The sequence below is a fragment of the Nonomuraea turcica genome, assembly GCF_030718205.1.
Taxonomy (GTDB): Bacteria; Actinomycetota; Actinomycetes; order Streptosporangiales; family Streptosporangiaceae; genus Nonomuraea.
Window position 1 is genome coordinate 324,311 of record NZ_JAUZQF010000005.1, and the last position, 18,385, is coordinate 342,695.

16 protein-coding genes are annotated in these 18,385 nt (G+C 72.5%); 11 read left to right on the plus strand and 5 right to left on the minus strand.

The window, feature by feature from the left end:
- Positions 1 to 235 precede the first annotated feature (235 nt).
- From Q9G87_RS15840 to manA, 4 genes are all read left to right on the plus strand, one after another.
- On the plus strand, positions 236 to 1,180 hold the full coding sequence (locus tag Q9G87_RS15840) for a cucumopine synthase-related protein (protein ID WP_305917103.1): 945 nt from the start codon (positions 236 to 238) through the stop codon (positions 1,178 to 1,180).
- Positions 1,181 to 1,205: 25 nt separating this feature from the next.
- Positions 1,206 to 2,294 carry an NAD(P)/FAD-dependent oxidoreductase gene (locus Q9G87_RS15845; RefSeq protein ID WP_305917104.1) on the plus strand — a complete coding sequence of 363 codons (1,089 nt, stop codon included), beginning with the start codon at positions 1,206 to 1,208 and terminating at the stop codon, positions 2,292 to 2,294.
- A gap of 3 nt (positions 2,295 to 2,297) precedes the next feature.
- On the plus strand, positions 2,298 to 3,524 hold the full coding sequence (locus tag Q9G87_RS15850) for a cytochrome P450 family protein (protein ID WP_305917105.1): 1,227 nt from the start codon (positions 2,298 to 2,300) through the stop codon (positions 3,522 to 3,524).
- A 204-nt stretch (positions 3,525 to 3,728) separates the two neighbouring features.
- Positions 3,729 to 4,907 carry a mannose-6-phosphate isomerase, class I gene (gene manA, locus Q9G87_RS15855; RefSeq protein ID WP_305917106.1) on the plus strand — a complete coding sequence of 393 codons (1,179 nt, stop codon included), beginning with the start codon at positions 3,729 to 3,731 and terminating at the stop codon, positions 4,905 to 4,907.
- Between the two features lie 12 nt (positions 4,908 to 4,919).
- Here manA and Q9G87_RS15860 read toward each other — a convergent pair whose 3' ends face one another.
- Positions 4,920 to 6,560, minus strand: a complete 1,641-nt coding sequence (locus Q9G87_RS15860; protein ID WP_305917107.1) for a bifunctional NAD(P)/FAD-dependent oxidoreductase/class I SAM-dependent methyltransferase — start codon at positions 6,558 to 6,560, stop codon at positions 4,920 to 4,922.
- A 92-nt stretch (positions 6,561 to 6,652) separates the two neighbouring features.
- Here Q9G87_RS15860 and Q9G87_RS15865 point away from each other — a divergent pair, with 92 nt between their 5' ends.
- The 3 genes from Q9G87_RS15865 to Q9G87_RS15875 all read left to right on the plus strand — a co-directional run bounded on the left by Q9G87_RS15865 (position 6,653) and on the right by Q9G87_RS15875 (position 9,143).
- Positions 6,653 to 7,231 carry a helix-turn-helix domain-containing protein gene (locus Q9G87_RS15865; RefSeq protein ID WP_305917108.1) on the plus strand — a complete coding sequence of 193 codons (579 nt, stop codon included), beginning with the start codon at positions 6,653 to 6,655 and terminating at the stop codon, positions 7,229 to 7,231.
- A gap of 97 nt (positions 7,232 to 7,328) precedes the next feature.
- Positions 7,329 to 8,159, plus strand: coding sequence for a hypothetical protein (locus Q9G87_RS15870; protein ID WP_305917109.1), 831 nt, complete (start codon positions 7,329 to 7,331; stop codon positions 8,157 to 8,159).
- A 90-nt stretch (positions 8,160 to 8,249) separates the two neighbouring features.
- Positions 8,250 to 9,143: an ABC transporter permease gene (locus Q9G87_RS15875; protein WP_305917110.1), complete on the plus strand. Its 894-nt coding sequence runs from the start codon at positions 8,250 to 8,252 to the stop codon at positions 9,141 to 9,143.
- Between the two features lie 65 nt (positions 9,144 to 9,208).
- Here Q9G87_RS15875 and Q9G87_RS15880 read toward each other — a convergent pair whose 3' ends face one another.
- Positions 9,209 to 10,306 carry a TIGR04222 domain-containing membrane protein gene (locus tag Q9G87_RS15880; protein ID WP_305917111.1) on the minus strand — a complete coding sequence of 366 codons (1,098 nt, stop codon included), beginning with the start codon at positions 10,304 to 10,306 and terminating at the stop codon, positions 9,209 to 9,211.
- Positions 10,307 to 10,528: 222 nt separating this feature from the next.
- Here Q9G87_RS15880 and Q9G87_RS15885 point away from each other — a divergent pair, with 222 nt between their 5' ends.
- Genes Q9G87_RS15885 through Q9G87_RS15895 form a run of 3 tightly spaced genes read left to right on the plus strand, consistent with a single transcriptional unit; the run spans position 10,529 to position 14,717 of the window.
- Positions 10,529 to 11,017 carry a VOC family protein gene (locus Q9G87_RS15885; RefSeq protein ID WP_305917112.1) on the plus strand — a complete coding sequence of 163 codons (489 nt, stop codon included), beginning with the start codon at positions 10,529 to 10,531 and terminating at the stop codon, positions 11,015 to 11,017.
- Positions 11,018 to 11,064: 47 nt separating this feature from the next.
- The gene (locus tag Q9G87_RS15890; RefSeq protein ID WP_305917113.1) at positions 11,065 to 11,817 is read left to right on the plus strand and encodes an HAD family hydrolase; all 753 of its coding nucleotides are present in this window, start codon (positions 11,065 to 11,067) and stop codon (positions 11,815 to 11,817) included.
- Positions 11,814 to 14,717: a pyridoxamine 5'-phosphate oxidase family protein gene (locus Q9G87_RS15895; RefSeq protein WP_305917114.1), complete on the plus strand. Its 2,904-nt coding sequence runs from the start codon at positions 11,814 to 11,816 to the stop codon at positions 14,715 to 14,717. Before Q9G87_RS15890 ends, Q9G87_RS15895 begins: the two co-directional genes overlap by 4 nt.
- Positions 14,718 to 14,727: 10 nt before the next feature.
- On the opposite strand, the gene Q9G87_RS15900 is transcribed toward Q9G87_RS15895, so the two are convergent.
- The 3 genes from Q9G87_RS15900 to Q9G87_RS15910 form a co-directional block, all read right to left on the minus strand.
- Positions 14,728 to 15,894: an esterase-like activity of phytase family protein gene (locus Q9G87_RS15900; RefSeq protein ID WP_305917115.1), complete on the minus strand. Its 1,167-nt coding sequence runs from the start codon at positions 15,892 to 15,894 to the stop codon at positions 14,728 to 14,730.
- A gap of 160 nt (positions 15,895 to 16,054) precedes the next feature.
- On the minus strand, positions 16,055 to 16,849 hold the full coding sequence (locus Q9G87_RS15905; RefSeq protein WP_305917116.1) for a putative protein N(5)-glutamine methyltransferase: 795 nt from the start codon (positions 16,847 to 16,849) through the stop codon (positions 16,055 to 16,057).
- A gap of 29 nt (positions 16,850 to 16,878) precedes the next feature.
- A complete protein-coding gene (locus Q9G87_RS15910) occupies positions 16,879 to 17,391 on the minus strand; it encodes a MarR family winged helix-turn-helix transcriptional regulator (protein ID WP_305917117.1) in 513 nt (170 codons plus the stop codon).
- 77 nt (positions 17,392 to 17,468) lie between these two features.
- Between Q9G87_RS15910 and Q9G87_RS15915 the strand changes: the two genes are divergently transcribed.
- Complete coding sequence (locus tag Q9G87_RS15915; protein ID WP_305917118.1) at positions 17,469 to 18,380, plus strand: EamA family transporter; 912 nt, start codon at positions 17,469 to 17,471, stop codon at positions 18,378 to 18,380.
- Positions 18,381 to 18,385 lie beyond the last annotated feature (5 nt).

Sequence of the window (18,385 nt, forward strand, 5' to 3'; positions counted from 1 at the left end):
CACGCATCGGGATCCACCCCTCGTCATCGCCTTTTGAGCAGGTCGGCTACCCTCTGCCCTCGCCCCCTAACGACCCTCCGCCCACCGCCGGCGCGACGTCCGGCCCGGCCGTCACACCATGGCCCAGGCACCGGTGGACCGGCGGCTGAACCGCTCCCCCAGACGCGGTCATGACCCGGTAAAGCGCCCACCCCCGCCCGAATCGACACAAAACGTGACGTTAGAGTGACAAATTGTGAACGACTCGAAGCGTGTGGAAATAGCCTGGCCCGCCCTCGGGATCACCGTGGCGGCCGAACTCGACCAGCGCAACCCGGCCCTGGCCCAGTGCTTCTGGGACGCGTTGCCGTACCGCAGCCTGCAAGGCCACGCCCTGGTCGCGGGCAATCACCTGTACCACGTCGCACCGGTCCATTCGCTGCTGCACGCGCCCGCGGCCTACCGCGTGGACCGGCGCACCGTCCCTGACGGGACACTGTTCTGCTCGCGGCTGCAGCACCTCGGCATCAAGTACGGCCGGCTGACCGAGCCGATGACCGCCACGCCCATCGGCCAGGTCGTCCCGGAGGATCTCGACGCTCTCGTCGAGGCCGGTCGCGAGGTGTGGCAGTCCGTCTACACCACCAAGGAGCCGATCATCGCCGAGGTGCGCCGCGCCGGCGAGCCGGGCGGCCACGATCTGCCCCGGCTGCCCGTCGGCGACCCGGAGCTCAACGGCCTGATCGCCGACGTGCACGCCGAGACCGAGCGCATCTGGCTCAACCCGCCGCGCGAGCTGGTCGACCTGCACGCGGGCCGGATCCCGTCGCAGGCCGGCAGCTACGAGACGGTCCTGACCACGCTGCTGTTCGTCAACGGCGAGACCCGTCCGCTCGGCTACAGCTGCTACGGCGGTCTCGTGCGCGCCGCCCTGGACGGCATGCCGCTGCCGTGGCTGCGCCAGATGACCCGGCAGCTCGCCCACACCCCGGCGGAGTTCCTCGGCTACTGCGGCCTGGACACGCTGTGGGGCTTCACCAAGCGGCTCATGGACGGGCTGGATCGCCTCAACAGCCATGCGGACTACATCTCGGCCATGGCCCACATGGCGCTCTACTGCAACTGCCTGGGCGGCTGGAACCTGCACCTGTTCCCGTGGCACGCCGGCGACCGCCTGCGCCGCGTGGAGGCGACGGTATGAGCGAGCGACCGACGAAGGAGGGGGCATGAGTGACACGTGTGTGGCGGTGATCGGCGGCGGCGTGATCGGGCTGTCGATCGCCTTCCACCTGGCGGAGGCCGGGGTCGAGACCATGCTGCTGGAACGCGGCGCGCTCGGCTCGGGCGCCTCGCGCGCCACCGCCGACGTGGTCCGGTCGTACTTCGCCGGCAACGCCGTCAGCTCGGCGCTGGCCGTGCGCAGCCTCGACGCCTACCGCGCGTTCCCGGCCAGGCCGGGAACCGAGCTGCCGTTGCGGCAGGTCGGCTACCTGGTGTTGTTCAGCGAGCCCGAGCAGGTGACGGCCTTCGAGGCCGACCTGCCGGCCCAGCTGGACGCCGGTGTGGACGTGGGCCTGATCAGCGTGGAGGAGGCCAGGGAGCACAATCCGCTCATCGGCGACCTGCCGTTGCTGGCCGCCGCGTACTCACCGCAGGCCTACGTCTCCGACACCACCGCCATCGTCACCGCCTACGCCGAGGCGGCCGAGCTGGCGGGCGCCACGCTGCGTACCGGCTGCCCGGTCACCGGGCTCGACGCGCTGGGCGGCCGGGTGTTCACGGCGCACGACGAGATCACCGCCGACGCGATCGTGTGCGCCGCCGGCGCGTGGTCGGCCTCGCTCGTGCGCTGCGCGGGCGTGGACCTGCCGCTGGTCGAGCCGACCGAGCAGGAGCTGCTGGTCACCGACCTGCTGCCGCCGGGTACGCCGGACATCCCGGTCACCCTGCACGCCGCCAGCGGCCTGCTGGTACGGGTGCGCGGCGACCGCCTGCTCATCGGGATGGGCTATCCGGGGCCTGATCGGGCGGCCTGGCGGCGCGGGGTGGCCGCTCAGCTCGCGGTGACGTACCCGAGCCTGGCCGGCCTGGCCCTGCACACGGCCGTCACCGGCCTGCGGGACGCCAGCCCGGACAAGACGGCCTTCATCGGCCACCAGCCGGGGCCTCCGGCGTTCCTGTACGCGACCGGGTTCTCGGGCCACGGCCTGTGCAACGCGCCGGCCGCCGGCGAGCTGGTCCGCGATCTCTACCTCGGCAAGGACCCCGGCATCGACATCGCCGCGCTGTCGGTCGGCCGGCAACGAACGGGATGACCCATGACCGAGCTGATCCGATTCGTCATCGACCCGGCGACCCGCGAGCTGCACGCCGACAACGAGCGGCTGCGGGACGCGGGGCCGCTCGTGCCCGTGACGGCCGAGGGCGTGGATGCCTGGGCCGCCACCCGGCACGCGACCCTGCTGTCCGTGCTGACCCATCCGGACATGACCAGGGAGATCCGCTATTGGGACCCCGCGGAACGCGGCAGCGCCCGGCCGGGGAGCGCGATCTTCCGCATCGTCACCGACATCTCCATGCTGAACGCCGACGGTGAGGATCACCGGCGGCTCCGCGCGCCGCTGGCCGCCGGGTTCAGCCCGCGCCGGATCGAACAGCTGCGGCCCAAGATCGCCGCGATCGCCGCCGAGCTGATCGACCGGCTCGCGGCGCTGCCGCCCGACCAGCCGGTGGACCTGCGGCGGGACTTCGCCTACCCGCTGCCGCGCGAGGTGATCTCCGAGATGATCGGCATCCCGCGCGCTCACCAGGACAGGCTGCACGAGCTCACCGACGCGGTCGCGCAGGTCAGCGGCGACCTCGAGGACGGCCCGGAGGTACGCGGCGCCCTGCACGCGTTGCTCCACCAGATCATCGAGGAGCGCCAGCAGACGCCCGGCGAGGACCTGATCACCGATCTGATCACGCTGCGGGAGCAGGACGGCGGCCGGTTGTCGGAGTCGGAGCTGCTCGCCACCATCGACCTGCTGTTCATCGCCGGGCACGTCACCACTGTCAACCTCATCACCAACGCCATCGGCGCCCTGCTCAACGTGCGGGGGCAACTCGATCTGCTGCGCTCGGGCCGGTGCCCGTTCAGCGCCGCCGTCGAGGAGACGCTGCGCTGGGACTCGCCCATCGCCTACTTCCCGTTCCGGTACGCCATGCGCGATGTCGAGATCGACGGCGTGCACCTGCGGGCCGGGGAGCCGGTGCTGGCCTGCTTCGCCTCGGCGGGGCGCGATCCCGACCAGTACGGGCCGGATGCGGATCGGTTCGACATCAGCCGTCCGCCGGCCTCGCATCTGGCATTCGGGCACGGGCCGCACTTCTGCCTCGGCGCGCCTCTGGCGCGGGTCGAGGCCGAGGTGGCGCTGGAGGCGTTGTTCGCGGCGTTTCCCGCCATCAGGGCCGCGGCCCGGCCCGAGGCGCTGAGCCCGCTGGACAATCTGCTGGGCAACAGCACTCGCAGCATGCCCGTCATCCTCGGCCCGCGGGCCCGCTAGCTCGCACTCCGGTCGCAGGGCCGCAGGAACTGCTCTTCCAGCTCGGGCGGCCGGTCCGCTGGGCCGGCCGAGCTGGTCGAGCCCGTCGCCATCCGGTACGGTCGTCAGTCCACGCCTGCTGTTCACCCGAGGTGCGGGACCCGGCTACGCGTGACATCGCCTCCCGTTCTAGGCTCCAACTCACCACGATTGGAGTCATACGCCGTGCCACAGCCCGACCTGCGCACTCCCGCGCGCCTGGCCACCACCATCCGCCCCTATGACTGGGGCTCGGTGACCGCCCTGCCGGAACTGTTCGGAACAGAGCCGACCGGACAGCCGCAGGCCGAACTCTGGATGGGCGCCCACCCGGGCGCTCCCTCGACCGTCGGCGGCGTCCCGCTCGGCGAGCTCATCGCGGCCGACCCGGCCGGCACACTCGGCGAGCCGACCGCCGCCCGCTTCGGTCCCGCGCTGCCCTACCTGCTGAAGATCCTGGCCGTCGCGCGGCCCCTGTCGCTGCAGGTCCACCCCACCACCGAGCAGGCGCGGGCCGGGTTCGCCGACGAGACGGCGCGCGGCATCCCCCTCGACGACTTCGCCCGCACGTACAAGGACGCCTCGCACAAACCCGAGATGGTCTGTGCGGTCACCCCGTTCCATGGACTGTGCGGCTTCCGCTCCCCCGCCGCCACCGCCGATCTCCTCGACCGGCTCGCGGTGCCCGGCCTGCGGCCCTGGATCGACGCGCTGAGGAGCGCGGAGCCCGGGGACGCGTTGCGCCGGGTGTTCGCCGAGATGCTCGACGACGCCTCCCGACCGCTGCGCGCGGAGGTCGAGGCGGCCCTGCTCGGCGCGGACGACGCCGATCTCGCGGTCTACGCCGGCCTCGCCCGCGCCTGCCCGGGCGACCGGGGCGTGGTCGCGGCGCTCCTGCTCCATCACGTGAGCCTGCGCCCCGGCGAGGCCCTCTACCTCGGCGCCGGGGTGCCGCACGCCTATCTCGGCGGCGTCGGCGTGGAGATCATGGCCAACTCCGACAACGTGCTGCGGTGCGGGCTCACCACCAAGCATGTGGACGTACCCGAGCTGATGCGGGTCGTGGACTTCACGCCGGGCGAGCCGTTCCTGGTCCGGCCGGAGCCCGGCGAACCCGGCGCTTACCACTACCGGCCGCCCGCCCCCGAGTTCGCCCTCAGCCGCCACGATCTCGACGGGGAGAGCACGCATGAGCTGGCGGGCGGCCTGCCGCAGATCGTCGTGTGCGTCGAGGGCGAGGCCCTGCTGGGCGACGCGCTGACGCTGCGGCCGGGAGAGTCCGCTTTCATCCCGGCGAGCGCGCCTTCGACGCGGCTCGGCGGCAAGGGCGCCGCCTACCGCGCGCTCCCGGGAGACTCCGCATAGCGCGGATATCGATCAGGGGAGCCGACGGAGCTTGAGCAAGTTGTCCTTCCGTGCGCCCGCCCGGCCGTCGGGGCCGTCCTGCGTGCGCTCGAACTCCTCGCTGCGGAGCACCTCCCACTCCCCCTCCGCGGGCTCGAGCGCGTCGAGGACCTCCTGCGGAGTCGGGAAATGCACCTCCGCGGGCGGGTTGTGCTCCCAGGACGGCCAGCCCGCGTGCCCCACGACGAGCAGCACCCCGCCGGGCGCGACGGCCGCGGCGGCAGCCCGCAGGATCTTCTCCCGCGGCAGGTCCGTGGGAGCGTGCAGGTAGCAGGCGGAGACGAGGTCGTAGGAACCCTCAGGGAAGGACATGCCCAGGTCGTGGCGCTGCCAGTCGATCCGGCCGGCGACCTCGGCGTCCCTGGCGTGCTCGGTCGCCCGTTCGAGGGCCACGTGGGAGATGTCGGCGGCGGTGACCCGCCAGCCGCGGCGGGCGAGCCAGATCGCGTCGGCGCCCTCGCCGCAGCCCAGGTCGAGCGCGGTGCCGGGCTCGAGGCCCGCGGCCTCGCGGACCAGCGCGACATTGGGGTTGCCGCTCCAGACCTGCGCCTTCTCGGCGTAGAAGGCGTCCCAGAACTCCTCCGGGGGAAGCGTCGTCCCATGCCATCCGGACCCGCCGTGGGACTCGGCGTGGGACTCGGCGTGGGACTCGGCGCCCGCGGAGCCGGCGCGGCGGGCGGTGACGGCGCGGCGGGTCTCCTCGGCCATCATGTCGGCGTTGATGGCCGCCGCCACCCGCACGGCGCCCGCGGCGGCGACGATGACCTGGTCGGTTACGCTGGCCGCGTTTCCCACGACCCACACTCCGGGGACGTTCGTGGCGCCCATCGCGTCGGCCGGGATGCGGGTGCCGATCACGTGCCCGCCCATCTCCTGCTCCTCGGTCTCCAGCCCCAGCCCGGCGAGCAGGTCCTCGCGGGCGGTCAGACGGGTGGCGACGGCCAGCGCCCGGCACTCCACGATGGTGCCGTCGGCCAGCCGCACTCCGGCGAGCCGATCCCCCGTCGCCTCCAGGCCGGCCACCCGCCCCTCGACCACCGCGACGTCCCTGGCGGCCAGCTGCTCGCGCTGCTCCGCGTCGGGCTCGGGCCCGGTGTGCAGGAAGAGGGTCACCTCGTCGCTCCACTGCCGCCACAGCAGCGCCTGGTGCACGGCCAGCGGCCCGGTGGCCAGCACGCCGATGGCCTGGTCGCGGACCTCCCAGCCATGGCAGTACGGGCAGTGCAGCACGTCCCGCCCCCACCGCTCGGCCAGCCCCGGCACGTCGGGCAGCTCGTCGACCAGGCCGGTGGCCAGCAGCAGCCGGCCCGCGGCGACCGCCGACCCGTCGTCCAGCACCACCCGGAAGCCGCCCTCGACACGCTCGGCGGCCACGACCGTGCCGGTCACGATCTCGCCGCCGTACCCGATGACCTCCTCGCGGCCGGCGGCCAGCAGCTCGCGCGGCGGCATGCCCTCCCGTGTCAGGTACGTGTGCACGCCCGCCGCCGGGGCGTTGCGCGGCTCGCCCGCGTCGATCACCAGCACCTTGCGGCGCGCCCGTCCCAGGGTGAGCGCGCCGCTCAGCCCGGCGGCCCCACCGCCCACAACCACCACGTCGTAGTTCGTGTTCACAGCTCGGCTCCTCTCCATCGATCCGCTACGCCACTGTCCGCCGCCCGCTGCCCATTTGACAAATATCGTTGCCGTATTGGCAAAGTAGCCGCATGGACCTCGAAGAGACGCTCCAAGCGGTCGGGCCGCGGCTGCGGGCGCTGCGCCAAGAGCGCGGCGCGACGCTGGCGCAGCTGTCCAAGAGCACCGGCATCTCGGTCAGCACCCTGTCGCGCCTGGAGTCCGGGCAGCGCAAGCCGACCCTGGAGCTGCTGCTCCAGCTCGCCCGCGCCCATCAGGTTCAGCTGGACGAGCTGATCGACGTGCCGGTGACCGGCGACCCCCGCGTGCACCTGCAGCCGTTCAAGCGCCACGGCACGACCTTCATCCCGCTGAGCCGCCGCCCCGGCGGGGTGCAGGCGTACAAGCAGATCTATCCGCCGCACTGGCCGGGGTGCGATCTGAAGCAGAAGGTCCACGAGGGCTACGAGTGGCTGTACGTCCTGTCGGGGCGGCTGCGGCTGCTGCTCGGACCGCACGACGTGATCCTGACGCCTGGCGAGGCGGCGGAGTTCGACACGCGCGTCCCGCATGCCTTCGCCAACCCCGACGCCGAGCCGGCCGAGGTGCTGGGGTTGTTCGGGCCGCAGGGAGAGCGCATGCACGTCAGGGCCCGTCCCACCGCCACATGACGACGCGTTCGCCCACCGGCTTGGGCGATGGGCCGCCGCCGGTCTCGGGTACGTCCTACTGTCAGCAAGACGCGTTCCGCAGCCCCAGGAGGTCCGTATGAGACCACGTATCGAGAGCGCGCTGCCGTTGCTGATCGCGCTCGGCCTGGCCCTCGCGGGTTGCGGCGGTGGCTCACCACGCGAGACTCCTGCTGCGACGGCCTCCCCGCCGCCGGCCAGCCCGACACCCACGCGACCGGAGACGCCGCCGACCCCCGAGGCGACGCGGTCACCGGCATCGTCTCCCAGCGCGACGGCGCCACCCGGGGAGGAGGACCGGCTGGTGGCCGGCTACTACCAGCCGCTGTGGCCGTTCGCCACGCTGGCCGAGGCGCAGGAGTGGCAGCGTGGCCACCGGGCGGACCGCCGCGGCGCCTGGCATCTGGACGCGCGCCGTACCGCGCTGGCCTTCGCCCGCGACTACCTCGGCTTCAAGGAGATCGACCGGGCCGTGAAGACGGTGAGCGAGGGGCGGCACGCGCGCGTGCACGTCGGCTTCCGCGCCGAGGAGGGCCCGCGGCCGCTGGTCGCCGCCATCGTCCACCTGGTCAGGTACGGCTCCGGCCCGGACGCGCCGTGGGAGGTGGTCGGCACCGACGACACCTCGCTCACGCTGACGACGCCCAAGTACGGCGCCGCGGTCACCTCTCCGCTGACCGTGGGCGGCCGCATCACGGGCGTGGACGAGAGCATCAGGATCCAGGTACGCGGCGGGTCCGTCCTGGGCGAGCAGTGCTGCCTGCCCGCGGGCGGCGAGAACGCGCGCTGGTCGGCCGGGGTCTCCTTCACCCCGGCGCCGGGCCGGACGCTGACCATCGTGGCCTCGACCGGCGGCCATATCGCCGAGGTGGAGCGCTTCGCGGTGACGGGCGTGACCATGGCACGGTAGGCCGCGACGCTCCCCGGGAAATCTCGGCCAACGCCCCCGGCGGCGGGGGATGATCGGATTGCTGACGACCCACCAAGCATCGAGGTGCCCATGAGCCAACTGGAAAACACTTCACAGGACAGCGGGTCGCTGGCCGAACTCGCGAAGAAGCACGGGCTCCGCCCCGCCATAGCGCGCCCGCGCTTCCCCGCCTATGTGCGCCAGCTGTGGACGCGGCGGCATTTCATCCAGACGTACGCGACTTCGCGCAATGTCTCGAAATACTCCGGCTCGGCCCTGGGGCAGCTGTGGCAGGTCATCACCCCGCTGCTGAACGCGGCCATCTACTACGTGATGTTCGGCCTCATCCTGGGCGGCAGCAAGAACATCCCCAACTACCCCGCCTTCCTGCTGACGGGCATGTTCGTCTTCACGTACACGCAGCGGACGGTCACCGCCGGCGCCAAGTCGATCTCCGGCAACCTGTCGCTGATCCGGGCCCTGCACTTCCCGCGGGCCTCGCTGCCGCTGGCGTACACGATCCAGGAGCTGCAGCAGCTGGTCATCTCCATGGGCGTGCTCCTCGTCATCGTGGTGATCACGGGCGAGCCGCCCTCCTGGCTGTGGCTCATGATCCCGGTGGTGCTGGTGCTGCAGACGCTCTTCAACGTCGGGGCGGGGCTCATCATGGCCAGGCTGGGGGCGTCGATGCGCGACCTCAACCAGTTGCTGCCGTTCATCATGCGTACGTGGTTGTACGCCTCGGGCGTCTTCTTCGCCATCCACGACAAGGTCGTCAACAGCGCGGGATTGCCCGAATGGGTGGCCACCGCCATGTACCTCAACCCGGCCGCCTCCTACATCGAATGGATGCGCGACCTGCTCATCGGCAGCCACACGCCCCCACGGATGGTGTGGGTGTCGTGCCTGTGCTGGGCGGTGGTCGCGCTCATCGCCGGCTTCTGGTACTTCTGGCGCGCCGAGGACAGGTACGGCCGGGGGTGACGGCGACCGGTCGTTGACCGGCCGCCGTCCCGGCGAGCGTCACGGGCCGGCGGTGATGGCGGCTGTCACGAGCCGCCGCCCCCGCATCCGCCGCCCCCGCCGCATCCGCCGCCGCCACCTCCGCCTCCGTCGCCGCCCCCGAAGGAGCCGCCCCCGTAGGAGCCGCCTCCGTCGCCGCCCCCGAAGGAGCCGCCCCCGTAGGAGCCGCCCCCGTCGCCGCCTCCGAAGGTGCCTCCGCCGTAGCCGTGGGAGCCGCCGCCGAAGTCGAAGAACCCGCCGTCGGACCACCCACCGCCGCACCCACCACCGCTCGAACCGCCGTGCGAGCTGCTGTACGACCCGCAGTGGCCGGGGGCGCAGCAGGCGGCGGTCCGGCCGGCCCTGACCCGGGTGTCGCGCCCCAGCGTGTCGGCCAGCTGCCGGTCGGGCAGCTTGGTCAGCCCGTGCAGCGCCACCAGCCGGATGTTGCCCGAGCTCGGCTGCGACCCGCCGGCCCCGTGGCCCACGTGCGCCGGCTCAGGGACGTCCGCCTGCTCCAGCGCGGCCTTGCCCGCCTTCGTCAGTGGGTTGGCCAGGGCGCGGCGCAGCCAGAAGCAGAAGGCCACACCCACGACGGCCGCCGCGGCGGCGATCACGATGGCGGCCACCGGCGCCCGCAAGAAGAGCCCCGCCACGGCCACCGCCGCCGCCAGCGCGGTGAGGAGGACCAGCCTGCTCGCACGCCGCCGCGAGCGCCCCCGATCGGCCGGCGGCACGATGAGCCCGTTCCGCCACAGCGGCGTGGTCAGCCGCAGCATCGTGTGATCCTCGAGCGCGCTGTGCCGTACCTGCGCCGTCGTGCGCCCGCCCGGCGCCGACTTGACGTGCTTGTACACCGCCCGCTCGACCGGCATCTGCTTGTCCGGCCGGAACCCCTGCACCGGCGTGACGACTCCCTCGCTCGACACCCGTACGCCGCCTTGCGAGACGAGCGAGACCAGCGCCGTGTTGACGACCCGGCGCGGCCCACCCGCCAGATACGCCGTCTCGTACAGGTCGAGCGGCTGGCGCATGGTCGAAGCCGCGGTGGCGCGGGCGCGGAATACCACCATCCAGGTCCTGATCGCGGTCATCGTGATGAACGCGAACAGTGCGATGGCGACCCCGGAGAAAACCACGTTCATGGGCGTCCCCTGACAGGAAAGGTGTTGGAAAACCCCGTTTGGACAAAAGACGTTTCCTGCCGGGGCCGCGGTTCCCGGGAAAGTTTTCAAAATGAGCAAAAGGTGCCCGCCGACGCCCCGACCTGCGACATGACGGGAGAAATGGCAGGAGGGGATGAACGCGCACGGCGAGCGGGTTGCCGTAGGGGAACGAACGTCGTGGCTCGCACCCGGAGGAGAATCATGAGCACGCATGCCGAGCCCGAGGGCGGCCGCCGCCCGGTCCGCCAGCTCCGCCTGGTGGTGGAGGCGGACGACTACGAGGCCGCGCTCGCCTTCTACCGCGACGTCCTGGGGCTCCCCGAGCAGGCCGCGTTCTCCAGCGGGGACGGGGCCCGGGTGGTGATCCTGGACGCCGGGCGGGCCACGCTGGAGATCGCCAACCCGGCGCAGAAGAAGATGATCGACGAGGTGGAGGTGGGGCGGCAGGTGGCGCCGAAGATCCGGGTCGCGTTCGAGGTGGACGACGCACGCGCCACCACCGAGCGGCTGGTGTCGGCGGGTGCGGCCGAGGTGGCGCCGCCGACGGTCACCCCATGGGAGTCGCTCAACGCCCGCCTCGACGCACCGGCCGGCCTGCACATCACGGTCTTCGAGGAGCTGCGCCCCCTAGAGGAACGGGAGGCCCTGGACGGGTTCGGCACGAACGACCGCCGCGACCCGGCCTCCTGACCGGCGCGGCCAGGGCTGGAGGGCGTTTGCGCGGGTAGCGTCCAGGCATGGCCACCTTTGACCTCACCAGCATCCGCGCGGTCGTCTTCGACACCGACGGCGTGGTCACCGACACGGCGCGGGTGCACGCCGCCGCGTGGAAGCACGTGTTCGACGGCTTCCTGCGCAGCCGCGGCTCGGCGCCGTTCGACGTGCGCGCCGACTACCTGGCGTATGTGGACGGGCGGCCGCGGCTGGACGGGGTGCGGACGTTCCTGGCCTCCCGGGGCATCTCGCTGCCCGAGGGCGGGCCGGGCGACGAGCCGGATACGCCGACCGTGCACGGGCTGGGACGGGCCAAGGACGCGTTGTTCGTGGCGGAGATCGACAAGCACGGCGTGGCGGCGTACCCGTCCACCGTGGCGCTGCTGCACGAGCTGCGACACCGCGGCTGCCGTACGGCGGTGGTCTCGGCCAGCCGGCACTGCCGCGCGGTGGTGTCGTCGGCGGGCCTGCTGCACCTGTTCGACGTGCTGGTGGACGGCGCCGACGCCGCCAGGCTCGGCCTGCCGGGCAAGCCTGACCCCGCGCTGTTCCTGGAGGCCGCCCGCCGTCTGGAGCTGCCGCCGGCCGGGGTGGCGGTCGTGGAGGACGCGCTGCCCGGCGTGGAGGCGGGCCGCAGGGGCGGCTTCGGCCTGATCGTCGCCGTCGACAGGAGCGGGTCGCGGGCCGCCGCGATGCGGGCCGCCGGGGCGGACGCCGTCGTCGATGACCTGGCCGACATGCGCGTGGCGGGACGGGTGCCCGTGGGGCGGCCATGAACACCTGGATCCTGGTCTACGACGGCTTCGACCCCAAAGGCGAGGGGCTGCGCGAGGCGCTGTGCACGCTGGGCAACGGCAGGTTCGCCACGCGCGGCGCCACGCCGGACGGCGAGGTGCGCACCCCCGGCACGTACGTGGCCGGCTGCTACGACCGGATCGACTCCTTCGTGGCCGGCCGTACCGTAACGAACGAGGACATCGTCAACCTGCCCGACTGGCTGCCGCTGACGTTCGCCACGCCGGACGGCGACTGGTTCGCGCCCGAGCGGGCCGACCTCCTGGCCTACCGCCACGTGCTGGACCTGCGGCACGGGGTGCTGACGCGCAAGCTGCGCTGGCGCGACGACGCGGGCCGGGTCACGGCGGTGCGCCAGCGCAGGCTGGTCTCGATGGCCGACCCCTACCTGGCGGCGATGCAGACCACCTTCACGGCCGAGAACTGGTCGGGGCCGCTCCGCGTGCGGTCCATGCTCGACGGGCGGGTGGCCAACGACGGCGTGGCGCGCTACCGCGACCTGCGCGGCGACCACCTGACCTGCCACGACACCGGAACGCAGGACGACATCACCTGGCTGACCGCCATCACCCGCTGCTCCCACATCACCATCGCCCTGGCCGGCCGGATCGACGCCCCCGGGCGACCGTGCGTGCTCCATCGGGAGGCCGACAACATCACCTGCGAGCACGTGCTGGACGTCAGCCGGGGCCGGCCGGCCGTCCTCACCAAGACCGTGGCGCTGGCCACGTCACGTGACCACGCCAGCCACGACGCCCGCTCGGCGGCGTTGCGCCACGTGCGCCGCGCTCCGCCGTTCGACGACCTGCTGGCCCGGCACGCGGCCGCCTGGGAGCGGCTGTGGCGGTGCGCCCGGCTCGACGTGGGCGGCGCCGAGTTGTCGCGGATCGTGCACCTGCACATCTTCCACCTGCTGCAGACGCTCTCCCCGCACACCGCGGACCTCGACGCCGGCGTGCCGGCCCGCGGCCTGCACGGCGAGGCGTACCGCGGCCACGTGTTCTGGGACGAACTGTTCGTCCAGCCCTGGCTGAGCCTGCGCTTCCCGGAGATCTCGCTCGGCCTGCTGCGTTACCGCTGGCGGCGGCTGCCCGAGGCGCGGGACGCCGCCCGGGAGGCCGGGTACGGCGGCGCGATGTTCCCCTGGCAGAGCGGCAGCGACGGCCGCGAGGAGACCCAGATCCTGCACCTCAACCCCCAATCGGGCCGCTGGCTGCCCGACCACTCGCACCTGCAGCGGCACGTCGGCCTGGCCATCGCCTACAACGTCTGGCAGCACTACCTGGCCACCGGATCCATGCCGCCGTGGTGCGCCGAGCTGCTGCTCGACATCGCCAGGTTCTTCGCCTCGATGGCGGTGCGGCACGGCGACCGGTACGAGATCCGCGGTGTCATGGGCCCCGACGAGTACCACGACCGCTACCCCGGCGCCGCCGTGCCCGGCGTGGACAACAACGCCTACACCAACGTCATGACGGCCTGGCTGCTGCTGCGCGCCCGCGAGACCGCCCGCCTGGCGCCCGACCTGGTGCCGGACCGGGCCGAGCTGGACCGCTGGGACGAGATCGGCAGCTGCCTGCGGGTCGACTTCCACGACGGCGTCATCAGCCAGTTCAGCGGGTACGCCGACCTGGAGGAGCTCGACTGGCACCGCTACCACGGCGTGCGCCGCCTGGATCGGGCCCTGGAGGCCGACGGCGACGACGTCAACCGCTACAAGGCGTCCAAACAGGCCGACACGCTCATGCTCTGCTACCTGCTGACCGGCGATGAGCTGACCGGCATCCTGCGCGGGCTCGGCTACCCCGTCGAGCCCGGCCTGCTCCCCCGTACGATCTCGTACTACCTGGAGCGCACCAGCCACGGTTCGACCCTCAGCGCGGTCGTGCACGCCTGGGTGCTGTCCCGCGCCAACCGCGCCCAGTCCTGGCGGTTCTTCACCGAAGCGCTCCACAGCGACATCAAGGACGTCCAGGGCGGCACCACCGCGGAGGGCATCCACCTGGGCGCCATGGGCGGCACGCTGGACCTCTTGCAGCGCTGCTACCTGGGGTTGGAGCTGCGGCGGGACGGGCTGCGGCTGGACCCGCTGCTGCCCGGGCGGCTCGGCTTGTTGTCCATGCCGATCCGCTTCCGCGGGCGGCGGCTGTTCATCGACGCCGACCATCGGCAGGCGCGCGTCAACGGCGTCGCGTGCCGGTCGTACAGAGGAGGGGAAGCGATCATGACTGGGACGGGGGATCTCGGGCGTCGCATCATCCATCACCGCGAGCGCCTCGGCCTGACCCGCGAGGAGGTCGCCGAACGCGCCGACATGTCGCCGGGCTACCTGACCTACCTGGAGGAGCACCCCGACATGCCGGACACCGGCGCGCTCTACCGCCTGGCCGACGCCCTGCGGACGACCACGGAGGAGCTTCTCGGCGGGGGCAGGGAACGGCCGCCCGGACACGGTCCCGCCATGGCCAATCCGACCATGGAGGTGCTGGACGAGGAGGAGTGCCTGCGGCTGATCGGTCCCGGCGGGATCGGGCGGGTGGCGTTCAACGGCTCGCACGGGCCGACGGTGCTGCCGGTCAACTACAAGATGCACGAGGGCGCCATCGTCTTCCGCACCGCCGCCGGCGGCCCCATGGACAGGGACCTGCGTACGGGGCTCGAAGGAGTCGACATCAAGATCGCCTTCGAGGTGGACCTCTTCGACGAGACCAACCGGGAGGGTTGGAGCGTCCTGGTGCAGGGGCCGGCCCATCACGTGCCGGAGGAGGAGGTGCCCGAGGTGACCCGCGCGGGCGTCACACCGTGGGCGGGCGGCGAGCGACATCTGTACATCCGCATCGCCTGCCAGCAGATCACCGGCCGCCGCATCCACGGGCTGTAGCGGGCCGGCGTCAGCGGCAGCCGGTGGCGCCGAACGCCAGGAACTGCGTCACCTCCTGCTGGCTGAAGTTGTCGTCCGACCCGATCACCAGGGTGCACTCGCCGCTCGCCAGGCGCGGCCCCCAGGCCATGCTCTCCAGGTTCTGCACCGGCGTGCTGACCGCGCTCAGGTCGTGGACCAGGCGTTTGACCACCGGCCGGTACGGCCTGCCGGCTTCCGGAGAGCGCGTGTCCAGCACGTTCACGGCGTCCTCCAGAGAGTGCCTGTCCAGGACGTCGGTGGCGCCACGCAGGTCGATCTCGTACAGCCGCACCCGGTAATTGACGCCCTCGATCCAGGCACGTTCGAGCGCCAGATAGCGGTATTCGTCGATGGGCAGGATCTCCGACACCCCGGTGTCGGCCTCCCCGCCGGGCGGGACGGGGGCGACGGGCAGCGGGTCGAGCGGATAGACGTACTGCGCGCGCAACCGGCCTGCCCGGTTCCACACGGTGAGCCGCGCGAGCGCGCCTCGATCGGCCGTCGGCGGCGGCCCGTCCTCATAGCGCGGACCCTCGGTCACGGCGGTGATCGTACGGGCCGTGACGGCCAGCCCCTCGAAGCCGAAGTTGCGGCGCGGACCGCTGTCGGCGCCGGTCAGCCGCAGGTTGCGCGGTAGCCGCAGCTCGCCCAGGTGCCGTCCCTGCAGGTCCATCGCCCGTACGGCGGACATGGAGATCGGGATGGCCGGGTTTCTGGCGTCCGGCCGGTCGCCTTCGTCGCCCCACAGCAGCCGGCCGCTGCGCCGGTCGAACCTGATCGTCTCGGGGTCGGCCGACTCCGGCTTGCCGTACGCCGGGTACGGCGTGCCGTCGGCCCTGGTGAGCGTCGTGACCCCGGTCAGCCGGACCCCGTTGAACGCCCCGGTCACCTGGTCGATGTCCAGGTGGCCGGTGTAGAAACGGGCCGGGTTGTAGCGCCATCGGTCGTCGGAGATGAAGTACCAGATTCCGGTGCTCGGATCCCGGTCGATCCCGGACAGCCCGCCCACGGTGGTGCCCTCGACGCGTGTCATGTGCGGCACCTGCTGCTCCCCCAGGAAACGGGTGATCCGCACCGGATCCCGCCGTCCCGCCGCCGACGCGGGCGGCGGCGTGGTATTCGCCGCCACCACCGCGAATGCGAGGGCAATGACCATTGTTCTCCGCCTAAGAGCCATTTTCTCCCCCATATGGAAGGGCCGCCGACTGGACTGACGGAGAAAATGAAAGCGCGAATGAAGAAGGAAGTCCATGCAGGCAGGACGCCACAATAAACGTAGGCCACCCATAAAACAGGGCAAATTCCGGCGCTTTTTCTTAAGGAAGGCGGCCGATGACGGCGGTGGCGTCCAGCTCGTCGGAGCCGGCCGCGCGGGCCGCCAGGCCGGCGAGCTCGACGGCGCGCACGGTCGCCGCCGCCTGGCGTGCGCTGGTCTCGATCAGGAGGTGACCGCCGGGAGCGAGCCATTGGGGTGCCCGCTCGATCACCCGGCGTACGACGTCCAGCCCGTCGTCGCCGCCGTCGAGCGCCACGCGCGGCTCGTACAGGCGGGCCTCGGGCGGCAGCAGCCCGACGGACCCGGACGGCACGTAGGGCGGGCTGGCGATCAGGAGGTCGACCCGGCCGCGCAGGGTGGCGGGGAGGGGCTCGTACAGGTCGCCCTCGTAGACGTGCCCGCCGGGAAGGTTGCGCCGGGCGCAGCGCACGGCGGCGGGGTCGAGGTCGGCGGCGTGCAGCTCGGCCAGGCGCGCCAGCCCGGCGGCCAGCGCCGCGCCCATGGCGCCCGTGCCGCAGCACAGGTCCAGCACGACCGGGGTCCCGGGCACCTCGCGGGCGAGCGCGACGGCCTCGTCGATGAGGAACCGCGTGCGGGGCCGCGGCACGAACACCCCGGGCTCCACCACCAGCCGCAGCCCGCAGAACTCGGCCCAGCCGAGCACGTGCTCGAGCGGCCGGCCGCCGACCCGGCGCTCCACCATGGCGGCCAGCTCGCCGGGGGTGCGCGCGGTGGCGACGATCAGCTCCGCCTCGTCCTCGGCGAACACGCAGCCGGCGGCACGGAGCCTGCCCACGATGTCAGACAGGGCGGCGGATGACGAAGAGACCGACATGAGCGTCATTCCTACCAGGTCCGGCCCCGCTACGGGCGGGGCGGGAGGTCCGTGGCGTCGCCGAGCGACTCCAGCAGGTCGCGGAGCGTGCCCGCGAGCTCCTCGCGCCGCTCCCCGCTCAGCGCGGTCAGTACGCGGTGCTCGGTGGCGACGTGGTCCGGCAGCGCCCGGTCGATCAGCGCGAATCCCTCCTCGGTGAGCGTCACGTAAACGCCCCGCCCGTCCGACTCGCTCGGCGTGCGCGTCACCAGCCCGCGCTCCTCCAGCCGGTCCAGCCGCTGCGTGATCGCGCCCGAGGTGACCATGGACGCGCGCATCAGCTCGGCGGGTGTCAGCCGGTGCGGAGGGTCGCTGCGGCGCAGCGTGGCCAGCACATCGAACGAAGCCCTGTCGAGCCCGTGCGCGGCGAACGTGCGCCGCAGCTCCGCGTCGATCAGCCGGGACAGCCGCGACAGCCGGCCGATCACGGCCATCGGGGAAACGTCCAGGTCAGGCCGCTGGGCGCCCCACTGTTTGAGGATGAAGTCGACGTGGTCTGCCACGGCCTCCACCCTACCGATGTCTTAGCGGTGAGGTAAATCACTGGCTAAGTAGCTTAGTGCTGAGATACTTTGTCTTAGTGCTAAGTAATCGATGGACCGTCGTCCTGCTGACCGCGCTGACCCCCGCCATCTGGGGGACCACCTACCTCGTCACCACCGAAATGCTGCCGCCCGACCGCCCCCTGCTGGCGGCGCTGATCCGGGCGCTGCCCGCCGGGATCCTGCTCCTCGCCATCACACGCCGCCTGCCCCAGGGGATCTGGTGGTGGCGGGCGCTGGTGCTGGGGGCACTCAACATCGGGGTGTTCCTGGCGTTGTTGTTCGTGGGCGCGTACCGGCTGCCCGGCGGGGTGGCCGCGACCGTCGGCGCCATCCAGCCGCTGCTGGTCGCCCTGCTGTCGGCCGGGCTGCTGCACGAGCGGCTGACCACGCGCACCGTGGTCGCCGCCGTGGCGGGCGTGGCGGGGGTCGGGCTGCTCGTGTTGCGGGCCGACGCCCGGCTGGACGCTGTCGGCGTCGCCGCCGCGCTCGGCGGGGCCGTCGTCATGGCCGTCGGCGTCGTGCTGAGCAAGCGCTGGCCGTCCCCCGCGCCGCTGCTGGCCACCACAGGCTGGCAGCTCGTGGCAGGCGGCCTGCTGCTGCTTCCCGTGGCGCTCGTCGTCGAAGGACCGCCGCCGGCCACGCTGACCACCGCCAACCTCGCGGGGTACGCCTACCTCACGATCATCGGAGCCGCCCTCGCCTACGCCCTGTGGTTTCGGGGGTTGCGGATCCTCTCGGCGACCAAGGTCACCTTCCTCGGGCTGCTCAGCCCGGTGGTCGCGACCGCGCTCGGCTGGGCCGTGCTCGGCCAGCGGCTCACCGCGGCCCAGGCGCTCGGCGCGCTCATCGTGCTGGGCGCGCTCGTCGCCGCCCAGCTCCAACCCACCCGCACGCGACCGCTGCCGGAGGCGGCGGCACCCCGCGTACTCATCGGAAAGGAATCCTGAACACC